The sequence below is a fragment of the Marinomonas pontica genome (assembly GCF_026191375.1).
Classification (GTDB): domain Bacteria; phylum Pseudomonadota; class Gammaproteobacteria; order Pseudomonadales; family Marinomonadaceae; genus Marinomonas; species Marinomonas pontica.
Genome location: NZ_JAODTL010000056.1, coordinates 14,292 through 25,912, shown reverse-complemented (window position 1 = coordinate 25,912; position 11,621 = coordinate 14,292). Strand labels below are relative to the sequence as shown.

Here is an 11,621-nt window from a genome sequence, read left to right as displayed (position 1 = left end):
CGTTATATCAACGCCCACCATTCAAGTGATATGTAACGCAATATCAAGGGTTTGTCGAACGATTAGAAGCGCCAAGATAATGCGAAAAAAGCGGATGAGCCACATCCTGAGATAAAACGGACACGGACTCATGGGCCGCGACTCGACCATGCTCTATGAGCAAAACTCGCCCGCCAACCAAACTCGCTTCTTGCGGCAAATGCGACACCAATAAGGTAGTCAATCCCAACTCTAACGTTACATCATTCACCAGATACAACATCTCTTCACGTAAAGCGGGATCCAACGCACTAAATGGCTCATCCAATAGCAAAATAGGCTTCCTACGAACCAACACTCGAGCAATCGCCACACGCTGAGCTTGTCCTCCAGACAGTGCCTGTGGAAATCGATCAGCCTTATCAGCAAGCTGCGTTTTCTCTAATGCCCAAAGCACCTTGTCTTTTTGATCGGCCGTCAACGCCAAAGAAGGCGATAAGCCAATGGCGACATTGTCAAAGACGGTCAACTGAGGAAACAAATTATCGCTCTGAAACAAGGTTGAAATAGGTCTCTCATAAGCTGGCAACGACAACAATGATTCTTCATGAAACCGCAATTCCCCACGGCCATCTAAAAAACCACCCAGTAAATGCAACAGCGTACTTTTTCCTTCGCCACTGCCACCAAGCAACGTGGTGACGCCTTTCGAAATCCCCACACAATAGTGTGCGTGAAAGTTTTCCCAGTCATACTGCAGGTTAATTTCTAGCATGCAACGCTCCTATTGCTTTTCGGCCACCAATAAAAAAGGATGAACAAAAAAACAGGGCCAAACAAAGCAAGATCAACACAACAGCCACACAGGCTCCCTCTTCGAGTTGATACGAGCCGATTAGTTGAAACAAATACAAGGGCAACGACACCAAGCCCTGACTACCAAACAAGGCAATCACCCCCATGTCCCCAAGGGAAAGCAATAATGCATAACCAAACGCCTGTGCAATACTTGGGCGCAGCAAAGGCCATTCCAGACGCCATCGAGACCCCGCACGGACACCTAGACTTAAATACAAATTTCTAAAACGGCGCTCTTGTTGGTACATCATTGGCATAAGAGCACGCAATACAAACGGCAACGCCATCACCGCATTGACCCAAACCACCACCCAGTAACTGGATCCTAACCCCCAACCAAGATCGCGTAAAAACAAAAACAAACCAGTGGCGATCACTAAACCTGGCACCATTAAAATCATGTTTCCTAGATGTTCGAGTTTGCTAGGCAAGATATGCAGGTATTGTCTCGCCATACAGAACCGTGCCAGCACGCCAAAGCTCACACCAAGAAAAAGACTCACCATAGCGGCCGGAATGGCTATTTGTAATGACACAAAAACGGCATTCCACAATGCTTTTGATTGCAGCGCTTGAAGAAAAATAGGCGAAAACATCGGATCAAAAATGGCCAAAAAAGGAGGAATCACCAAAACAAACGCACACAGCAATGCAATAGCATCCCCGATTTTTGACAAAAATGAGTCTTTTAACGCATAACTTTTTATCGACAATAAGCTCATATCTTGTCGATTAACCGGCGCAAGTCGATACACAATAACCGCAAATAAAGTACATATCAGCACCTGCAACAGCGCCAAAAAGCTGGCTTTATTTAAATCAAATTCAAACCTCAGCGCCTGATAAATAGCCACTTCCAGCGTACTAAATTTGGGTCCACCCCCAGGCTCAATACCACCGCAAAACTCGAAAAACACAACATAAAAATAAGCACAAACGCGCCTGGCAAAACCTTCTTAAGATAATGCCACTCAATCAAACGAAACGCATTCCAACGGGAAAAACCCAACTGTGAAGCTTGGCGCCACTGGCCTGCAGGTATCAAATCATAACCCTGCATCAACAGTCGTACCGCCAATGGCATATTAAAAAACACATGCGCCAACAGTATACCCAGCAAGCCATACAGAGGGATTTGGACACCAAATAGACTGCTTAGCCAACCGCTTCGGCCGTATACCACCACCAAGCCCAAAATCGCCACAATGGTTGGCACTACCATAGAGACGGAAAATAGCTGCAATAACAAAGATCGCCCATAGAACTGGCGGTGTATTAGGCAAGACGCAACTGGAATAGCAATAAGCAGGCTAATTCCGCTGCTTAGTAATGCTTGACACAGAGAGAAACGTACAACTCGCCACAGATAGGGTTGCTGCATGTAGCCAAGCCAAGAATGTAATTCACTATAACGCAAAAGAGCCGCCAAGCTGGCAGCTCCCATTATCAGGAAAAAGCCAACACCCAATAGCGCTGGCCACAACCCTTTTACTGCTCGAAAAGAAAGCAACTTAACGACTATTATCGAGTTGTAGCATTTAGCCACTCGTCGACCCAAGCTTTACGATGTGTTGCTACGTCTTTTGCTGGCAAGACAAGGTTCTTTGTTGGCTTTAAAGCACCATCAAATGCGGCCGGTAATTTTTCATCTAGCTTCACGACGGGCAACATCCAATTGCCCGTTGCCACCGTTGATTGGAAACCTGGCTGTAAAATAAACTGCATAAACTGTTTCGCTAAAGCTGGATGGGGTGCATCTTTCATCATTGCCGCCACTTCAATTTGCGGGTAAAGGCCTTCACTGGCCATTACAGCCTTATACTTGTTATCCCCTTCCGCCACAATGTGATACGCAGGTGACGTCGTGTAACTCAATACCACATCCGCCTCGCCTTTCAAAAACAAGCCGTAGGCATCAGACCAACCTTTAGTAACGGTTACCGTATGTGAAGCGAGTCGCTCCCAAGCATCGGCCGCGTTATCCCCATAAACAGATTTCATCCATAACAACAAACCCAGCCCAGGTGTACTGGTACGAGGATCCTGATAAATAACACGTAAATTTTGATTGTCCACCACCTCTTTCAAGCTAGTTGGCGGATTTTTCAGTGTCTCAGAGTTGTAAATAAAGGCAAAGTGGCCTTGGTCGAATGGCACAAAGACTTTATCCGTCCACCCACCCGAAATCGTCACGGCAGACGTATCAACAGCATGATCCACTAATAAGCCCGTTTGCTTTGCTGCTTCCATCAGGTTGAGATCTAACCCTAGAAGCACATCCGCTTGTGACGATTTGCCTTCTAATTGCGCGCGAGACAAAATACCAACAGAAGAATCCAGTGCGACAAAATTCAATTCGCACTCACACTCTTGTTCAAAGTTTGCTTTAATCTTAGGGCCCGGCCCCCAGTCGGAAGCAAAGGAATCATAGGTATACACATTAAGGGTGTTAGTCGCTAAAACAGCAGGCGAAAAAATAACGCCAAGCGCCATAACAGCCGCAGGCAAGGAAGAGGGTAACGAAAGTAGTTTCAAAGTGTCGCTCCTAAAATAAGTGAGCGGCGTACAGGGGAAATGGCAAGCAGTGTATTTTGAGCTAGATTTTTTTAGCCGTTCAACTTGCTATCTCGATTCCTACGCCAGCATGATCTGGATCAGGTTCGGTGGGTTAGCAGAAAATCCGCTTCTCAGCCCTAGCATTGAGTCAATGCCAAAACACCCCATGAGATAATGAGCGTCTATTGTAAGGAGTCGTTTAACGGAAGTCTATTTCGGCAAGCACCCTTGTGACAGCACCTTGGTTTTTTTCTGCAAAACGCAGTGCCGTCTGACCTAGCCTAAAGCGTTGAGAAGACTGTCCCGCCAAATCCACTACCACTTTTTCAAGCTGTACCTCATCTTGACACCGAATGGCACCATTGACTTGCAATAACTGATCGGTAATATCCGTAAAATTAAACGTGTACGGCCCCACTAGAATGGCTTTACCTAGCAAGGCCGGTTCAATCGGATTATGCCCACCTCGCTTTATCAAACTTCCTCCCACGAAAGCGAGATCAGATGCTTGATAATAATTCATTAACTCCCCCATTGAGTCACCTATGATGACATCAGACTCAGACCACTGATCCAGCGGCACCTGACTTCGAAGCGCAACCCTATCGAATGATTGCATAGCCAAGGTTTTTACGGCATCAAAACGCTCTGGATGACGAGGCACCAGTATCAATAGCGCCTCAGGGTACTTTTTCATGAGTTCAGCATGAGTACGTAAGAGCATTTCATCTTCGCCTTGATGAGTACTTGCACCCACCCAAACAAAACGAGATCCAAGCTGACGACGCCAATTCGACTCAAGAACACCTGGTGGCACGACAAGATCAAACTTAATACTGCCTATCACCATAACTTTTTTTGCACCCAACGCTTCAAAGCGAACAGCGTCTGCTTGTGCATGGGCTAAGAAACAATCGGGTAATGCGAACAGCGAACGAGAAATAGTCGAAAACTTTTGATACCGTAGAAAAGATCGCTCACTCAAACGCGCATTCACCACATCCACTCGTAAACCTCGACGCTTTGCTTGCTGTAACAAATTAGGCCAAAGTTCAGTCTCGACAACCAGAAGATGCTTACAGGACATTGCGTTTAGCGCTCTTTTAACACTGAAACGCCAGTCCATTGGCAAATAGCGGTGTTGGGCAAATGGAAAGGTTTTCGCCACTTGCTCAGCGCCCGTTGGAGTCATAGTCGTTATCAACAACCGATGAGAGGGATATTTCTCTTGCCATTGCGACACCAATGGCCGCACAGCCAATACCTCACCAACAGACGCACAATGAATCCACAAATCCGCGTCAACGGTGGGCCATAAACCAAATGCTTCTTTCGCCCGATAATTCGCATAATCTTTTTTAAAACGCCGGACTTTTAACAAAATCAACGGCGTTAATAGCGCGATTAGAATACGATAAAGCCACATAACTACGCGGACGTCTCACTAAACTGCTGATTATGAAGTTGTGCATAGGCCCCATTCATCGCCAACAATTCACTGTGAGAGCCTTGCTCAATGATCTCACCATGATCCACAACGGCGATAATATCTGCGTTTTCAATGGTTGATAGTCGATGCGCAATAGCAATGGTCGTTCGATTAACCATTAAATTTTCCAGTGCTGTTTGAATAGCGCGCTCTGACTCGGTGTCCAACGCGGATGTCGCTTCATCCAAAATCAAAATGGGTGAGTTTTTCAGTATTGCTCGAGCAATAGCGATACGCTGACGCTGACCGCCAGAAAGCAATACGCCGTTTTCACCAACCATGGTATCTAAGCCATGATCAAGTTCCTGAATGAATCCCCAGGCATTGGCGGCTTGTGCCGCGGCTACAACATCATCATCACTCACACCATTTAGGCCGCCATAAGCGATATTGTCGCGAATCGTTCCGTTAAACAGCACCACTTGCTGATTCACCAAAGCGATGTTGGAGCGTAGTTCCGTCAATTTATAATCGGCAAGTGAAACGCCATCAATCTTAATGTCGCCTTCACCAAAGTCATAGAATCGAGGAATCAAATTCGCCATCGTGGACTTCCCACTGCCAGAACGACCAACCAAAGCCAGCGTTTTCCCAGCGGGCAAATTCAATGTTATGTTCTTCAAAGCTGGCTTATCAGCACCTGGATATTGAAAAGACATGGATTGCCATTCTATATCGCCTTTTAAACGGTCAATAGAAATCCCGCCTTTATCGACCTCTTCCTGCATATCTAGAAACTCAAAGATACTATAAGAAGCCGCTATCCCTTTTTGCAAAATACTGTTCACATCCGTCAACTGGCGAATGGGCTTACCCAGCATGCCAGCCGCTGTAATAAAGGCAATAAAGTCCCCAGACGTCATGTTCGAGCTAATTGAAGGACTTAAGGCAAACCAAATCAAAATGGCCATTGCCGATGCGAGAATAAATTGCACAATGGGCACGTTTAGCGCTTTGGTTTTTTCCATTTTCAACTGTGAGCGTCTATTTTCAGCGGCCGCTTTGTGAAAACGCTCTATTTCATATTGACTTCCACCAAATATTTTAACGACCTCATGGCCTTTAATCGCTTCAGAAGCCACGTCAGTCACACCGCCCATCGCATTCTGAATGCGAGCGCTTAGTCGACGAAAACGCTTAGAGGCATAAGAAACCACCAAACCAATTAGGGGAACCACTAATAAAAATAATAGCGTTAATCGCCAATTCATGTAGATCATATAACCTAACAAACCAACAACAGTCATTCCTTCACGCAACAAAATTCGGATAGCTTGCGTGATAGACCCAATAACCTGCTCTGTGTTGTAAGTTAGCTTAGCTAATAAGCGGCCTGTGGGAGTAGAATGGTAGTAACTAGAAGGCAATAACACTAATTTATTGAACATGCTGGTTCGTAAATCAAACACAACATTGTTCGCAACTTTTGCCATAAAATAGCTGCCCAAAAAAGTCCCAACTCCTCGCAAAATAAAAATACCTAAAATAGCAGAAGGTATCACTAATCGACTTTCGGTGATTTTCCCTTCGGATACCACATCCACCATGTGTTTCAATAATGCGGCTAATGCTGGCTCCATTGCTGCGTAAATAACATAGCCAATAATACTTAACAGCAAATATCCCCAGGAAGAGCGAACATACGTCAACAAACGAAAATAGGTTTGCATCCCAGTAGCAGGCTCTTTAATAGAAGACGTTTCTTTTTCAACACTGTCGTTTTCTTGCATTTACAAATTCGCTTTTTTAATAATAGCTGTAGTCGAATAGCCATCAACAAAAGTTAAGACCTTCACTTCCCCGCCATGGGCTAGGACATGATCAGCACCAACTATGGTATTAATCGTGTAATCCCCACCCTTCACCAATACATCAGGCGTTAAATATTCAATTATTTCTTTCGGCGTGTCTTCATCAAACCATGTCACCCAATCAATAGCGCCAACACCTTCAAGAACGGACATGCGATGAACCAAATCATTAATGGGACGCTTTTCACCCTTTAAGCGCTTTACCGATGCGTCTGTGTTTACAGCGACGATTAGTCGATCACCAAGCCCCTTTGCCTGCTTCATATAAGCAATATGACCTGGATGAATAATATCAAAGCAACCGTTGGTAAAAACTACCCGCTCTCCATTCATTTGGGCCAGCTTCACCTGCTCTAACAATTCGGAAGGCGGCAATACACCGAAATTTGTTGAATGAGAACGCTGATACATAATCGCCGCTAACTGATCGGCCGTTATAAAAGCCGTTCCGAGTTTTCCTACCACAAAGCCAGCCGCCTGATTAGCGTATTCAACCGCATCCGTGAACCGCTTACTCGTCACAAACACCGCAGTTAACACGGCAATAACCGTATCTCCTGCGCCTGTCACGTCATAAACTTCTTTAGCGGATGTGGCAAGTGAAAAGGGAGATTTACTGCTCTCAAATAATACAAGCCCATCTTCACCGCGAGTAACTAATAAAGCCTCCCAACCAAATTGCTGCCTAAGGAGCTCGCCCTTTTGCTGCACATCGGCATCTGACGCACACTGACCAACAATGGTTTCGAATTCAACAAAATTAGGCTTTACCAGTGTTGCACCCTGATAAATTGAAAAGTCCTCTCCTTTTGGGTCAACAAAGCTTGGAATATTGGCCTCATTCGCATACTTAATTAACGTCTGAACATCATTCAGACAACCTTTATTGTAATCAGAAAAGATGACGGCATCAGCATCAGGGAGAACGCTCTCAACCATATTAGCCACAGCTTCATTCTGAGTTAAACTGTACTCATGCTCTTCAAAATCTAAACGAATCAATTGCTGATGGCGACTCATTACACGCAATTTGGTAATTGTTGGTAAAGAGGCAGAACGAACAAAATGACAAGTAACGCCGCTTGCCTCAAGGCTGTGTTCTAGTACTTTGGCATTATCATCTTCACCAACCACACCAATCAAAGTTACTTTCACGCCAAGCTTAGCCAACCCTAATGCGACGTTAGCGGCACCGCCAGGGCGATCTTCTATGTTCGATACTTTCACTACTTGAACAGGCGCCTCAGGAGAGATACGGGAGGTACCACCATGCCAGTAACGATCCAACATCACATCCCCAACGACGAGAATATGTTTATCATTAAAATTCAAATATGAAGAGTTCATAGCCACATAATAATCGATTTTTGAAAGCCGCCATCTTATCATACTCCTCAGTCAAGTTGGACATACTCAATATCACATGAAATAAGGCTATTTACCGTATGCTGGAATCAACCATTCCTATTTGCCACTCGTTTGTTTTTCAAAAGCTGCTTAAAAACTGGGCTGCGTATGGCATTAACAAAGATTTTGGTTTCAGCTACGAAAGCATGACCCATGAGTGGTCGAATAACCCTGCAGGACGAATTCGCCTACTCACACAGTGCAGACAGCTATACACATTCAGTCATGCCTGCCAAATTCAGCCATCTGACGAACTGCATGAAAGACTCGAGCCTCTTTTTCGTTTCATAATCACCCGCTACTTTGTGAACGAACGCTGGATCTTTTCTTTAAACGATGACCTCTCGACAAAAGACACGCAATCTGACGCTTACGCCATTGCCTTTGTCTTGTTGTCTTTTAGCCATTATTACAAGGTAACACAGGACGATAGAGCCTTATCTTACATGAAGAAAACCCACCGCTTTCTGCACGAAAAAATGCAATCTGAAGCAGGTGGATTTTACGAAACCTACCCGGTTGACGACACACAAATTCGCCGCCAAAACCCGCACATGCATTTATTAGAAGGCTATATTGCTGCTTACGAAGTCACGCAGGATGATGAATACAAAAAGACCATCCACTCTCTACTGTCGTTAGCGCTAGAACACTTTTACGACAAAAAAACAAACACTCTACGTGAATTTTTTACTGTCGATTGGAAGCTTGACCCACAAATAGGAAATCAAGTTGAACCCGGCCATCACTTTGAATGGGTATGGTTACTCTATGAAGCAAATAAAATCATACCAAACACGGATCATACGGACTTAGCGCAACAGCTATGGTTAACCGCCACCAGATACGGACTCGCCAAGAATGGCGGCATTTACAATCAAATAGACGCAGAGACTTATCTTCCAATTGACACCGAAAAGCGTATTTGGCCGATCACCGAATATTTAAAAGCCATCACGGTAATGCCCATTGGCAAAGAGGAAAAGGTCGATCGCTTAGAAAAAGCAATCGATTTCATTCAACAGCACTATCTATTACCAGATGGCCGCTGGAATGAATACCTTGATGAAGACAATACACCTAAGACATTCCCTCTTCCTGGAACCAGCAGCTATCATATTTTTCTCGGGCTAACGGAGGTGTTAAGATGGTCAGAACACAATAACTCTCATACAATTTAATATCATTGCCACGGCAAATACTCGAACACTACTCTGTTCAGTAACGGTATCCAGCAAGACTTAAAACGTCAATTAGGCCCAAAAATGAAAACCAGTATCGTCTTTACAACTTACAACTCTCCTGCTTGGCTAGAAAAAGTCCTTTGGGGATTTTTTGAGCAAACAGCCAAAGACTTTGAAATCGTCATTGCTGATGATGGATCACGTGAAGACACACGAGAGCTCATTGATCGAATGAAAAATGAAACCACTATCCCAATAAAACACGTCTGGCAAGAAGACGATGGGTTTCAAAAATGTCGAATCCTAAACAAAGCCATTCTTGCATCCGAAGGGGAATACCTGATTTTCACCGACGGCGACTGCATCCCTAGAAAAGACTTTATTGAACAACATCTAAGACTGTCAGAGCGAAATACCTATTTGTCCGGAGGCTATTTCAAGCTCCCTATGGACATAAGCAAAGCCATAACAAGGGAAGATATTGTTAGCCAAAAAGCCTTTGATGTAAGTTGGTTAGTTAGTATGGGACTTAAGAAAACGCACAAAACAATGAAGCTGACAGCCCGCGGAGCTTGGGCCGATTTTCTGAACAAGATAAGCCCTGCTCGACCAACTTGGAATGGGCACAGCGCTTCCTGCTACAAAGAGCACATTTTAGCCGTAAACGGTTTTGAAGAAACAATGCAATATGGTGGTCAAGATTGTGAGTTTGGTGATCGACTCGTTAATTACGGCCTAAAAGCAAAGCGTATTAGATACTCTGCTGTGTGTATTCACTTAGACCATAAGCGTGGATACATCACCCCTGAGATGCTAGCAAATAGCAGATCGATCAGAGAAGACACCAAAAAGAACAAAGTAATCAAAGCAAGGGTAGGTATAGATAAACATTTGAGAAACCACTCCTAAACACAATTCAATATTAACAACAAAGAAAAGTTTAAAATGGATCATTTATTTATTACCCGAAAAAATGTACATGCTCGGTACTACAAAAGGCTAATTGGAAAATTAGACCTTAAGTGTTACCTTTATGTCATGGGAAAACCAAAAATAAATTCTTTGTGGCACTTAAAAACCGCCTTTAAAAAAATCTTGATAGCGTCATTGAAAAGCAAGTAATAAGAAAAAAAGCTCAAAGTACAATCTGGCACTTCAAGCTAATAGAAAAAGCCTATTCGTTTATTGTAAAAGTTCAAGAAAAGCTAAGGTTTGCAAAGTACATAGCTGTTTTAAAAGAATACAAACCTAACAGTGTTATCGTATGGAACGGCAAAAAGCTACCTAACATAACCGTTGTACTAGCCGCCAAACACTTAAACATAGACGTTTTTTATTTTGAAAATGGCTTACTTCCACACACTACAACTTTAGACCCTACAGGCGTAAATGCATCTTCTTCGCTGAATAAAACACCCGAGTTTTACCTCAAATTTGACCCAGAAAACAAGTTGTCATTTTCACCTCCAGAACTATCTCAAAGAGGAAACCATAAAAAGCGACAAACCTTTAAAAATACAGAACTACCTAAGAATTATATTTTTGTCGCATTCCAGGTACCCCACGATACTCAAATAGCAAGCCATTCACCTTGGATTAGCTCAATGGAAATGCTATATGACGAAGTAATAAAATCGACTAAACCGCTTAATGATCCATCTTTAAAAATAGTTTTTAAAGAACATCCCACTTGGCACAAACACTATAATCATTTGTATGATAAAAATGATAATGCGGTATTTGCAAATGGAAATCTAACTTCAGAACTAATAGAGCATTCTAAGGCTGTAATAACGATTAACTCCACAGTAGGTTTAGAAGCCTTATTACTAAACAAAAAGGTGATAACGCTTGGGGAGGCTTGCTATAACATTGAAGACCTTGTGCTTCATGCGAGTAACTCGAATGAGCTGACATCTTGTTTGAAGAAAATAAATGAAGGCTGGACATTCAACCAAACTCTCAGAGATAAATTTTTCACTTATCTGAAGTATATTTATTGTATACCTGGAAATAGAAGCAAAGCTGAGGAAGAACACGTTCTTGCTATCAAAAACAGGCTTAATGGCAGCGATACATTTTCTTTAACACGTAATAAAGAGAGCTAAAATAAGATCAAACCAATTAAAATATATCGCCAAAACTAGTGTTTTGGCGTCTTAATCCCTAGTATCAGCTTCTACTTTTTCTTAAACCGACTTAAATGTTCTAAAACATCTTTTAAATAATGAAAGTTTGGCTCTTCATCAATTGCGCGATTCGTTAAATCTAAATGCTGGTACTGGCCACTGGCCCCAACTTCCAGAATACTATCTTTAGTAATCATGGAATAAGCAG

At 43.3% G+C, this 11,621-nt stretch carries 10 protein-coding genes and 1 riboswitch; of the genes, 3 read left to right on the top strand and 7 right to left on the bottom strand.

The features are described 5' to 3' along the window. Positions 1-43: 43 nt before the first annotated feature. The 7 genes from N5P32_RS16615 to hldE all read right to left on the bottom strand — a co-directional run bounded on the left by N5P32_RS16615 (position 44) and on the right by hldE (position 8,040). Positions 44-754 carry a thiamine ABC transporter ATP-binding protein gene (locus tag N5P32_RS16615; RefSeq protein ID WP_265730134.1) on the bottom strand — a complete coding sequence of 237 codons (711 nt, stop codon included), beginning with the start codon at positions 752-754 and terminating at the stop codon, positions 44-46. After that, positions 741-1,691 carry an ABC transporter permease subunit gene (locus N5P32_RS16610; RefSeq protein WP_265730133.1) on the bottom strand — a complete coding sequence of 317 codons (951 nt, stop codon included), beginning with the start codon at positions 1,689-1,691 and terminating at the stop codon, positions 741-743. The genes N5P32_RS16615 and N5P32_RS16610 overlap by 14 nt, the downstream gene beginning before the upstream one ends. Then, the gene (locus N5P32_RS16605; protein WP_265730132.1) at positions 1,670-2,347 is read right to left on the bottom strand and encodes an ABC transporter permease subunit; all 678 of its coding nucleotides are present in this window, start codon (positions 2,345-2,347) and stop codon (positions 1,670-1,672) included. The genes N5P32_RS16610 and N5P32_RS16605 overlap by 22 nt, the downstream gene beginning before the upstream one ends. 11 nt (positions 2,348-2,358) lie before the next feature. Beyond that, positions 2,359-3,372 carry a thiamine ABC transporter substrate binding subunit gene (thiB, locus tag N5P32_RS16600; protein WP_265730131.1) on the bottom strand — a complete coding sequence of 338 codons (1,014 nt, stop codon included), beginning with the start codon at positions 3,370-3,372 and terminating at the stop codon, positions 2,359-2,361. 78 nt (positions 3,373-3,450) lie between these two features. Further along, positions 3,451-3,570: riboswitch (TPP riboswitch) on the bottom strand. Positions 3,571-3,592: 22 nt separating this feature from the next. Further along, the gene (locus N5P32_RS16595) at positions 3,593-4,819 is read right to left on the bottom strand and encodes a 3-deoxy-D-manno-octulosonic acid transferase (protein ID WP_265730130.1); all 1,227 of its coding nucleotides are present in this window, start codon (positions 4,817-4,819) and stop codon (positions 3,593-3,595) included. Positions 4,820-4,821: 2 nt separating this feature from the next. Next, positions 4,822-6,612, bottom strand: coding sequence for a lipid A export permease/ATP-binding protein MsbA (gene msbA, locus N5P32_RS16590; protein ID WP_265730129.1), 1,791 nt, complete (start codon positions 6,610-6,612; stop codon positions 4,822-4,824). After that, the gene (gene hldE / locus N5P32_RS16585; RefSeq protein ID WP_265730128.1) at positions 6,613-8,040 is read right to left on the bottom strand and encodes a bifunctional D-glycero-beta-D-manno-heptose-7-phosphate kinase/D-glycero-beta-D-manno-heptose 1-phosphate adenylyltransferase HldE; all 1,428 of its coding nucleotides are present in this window, start codon (positions 8,038-8,040) and stop codon (positions 6,613-6,615) included. Between the two features lie 98 nt (positions 8,041-8,138). On the opposite strand from hldE, the gene N5P32_RS16580 reads away from it, so the two are divergent. The 3 genes from N5P32_RS16580 (at position 8,139) to N5P32_RS16570 (ending at position 11,392) form a co-directional block, all read left to right on the top strand. Further along, positions 8,139-9,281, top strand: coding sequence for an AGE family epimerase/isomerase (locus N5P32_RS16580; protein WP_265730127.1), 1,143 nt, complete (start codon positions 8,139-8,141; stop codon positions 9,279-9,281). A gap of 84 nt (positions 9,282-9,365) precedes the next feature. Next, positions 9,366-10,193: a glycosyltransferase family 2 protein gene (locus tag N5P32_RS16575; protein WP_265730126.1), complete on the top strand. Its 828-nt coding sequence runs from the start codon at positions 9,366-9,368 to the stop codon at positions 10,191-10,193. A gap of 542 nt (positions 10,194-10,735) precedes the next feature. Beyond that, positions 10,736-11,392 carry a capsular polysaccharide export protein, LipB/KpsS family gene (locus tag N5P32_RS16570; RefSeq protein WP_265730125.1) on the top strand — a complete coding sequence of 219 codons (657 nt, stop codon included), beginning with the start codon at positions 10,736-10,738 and terminating at the stop codon, positions 11,390-11,392. Positions 11,393-11,621: the final 229 nt, after the last annotated feature.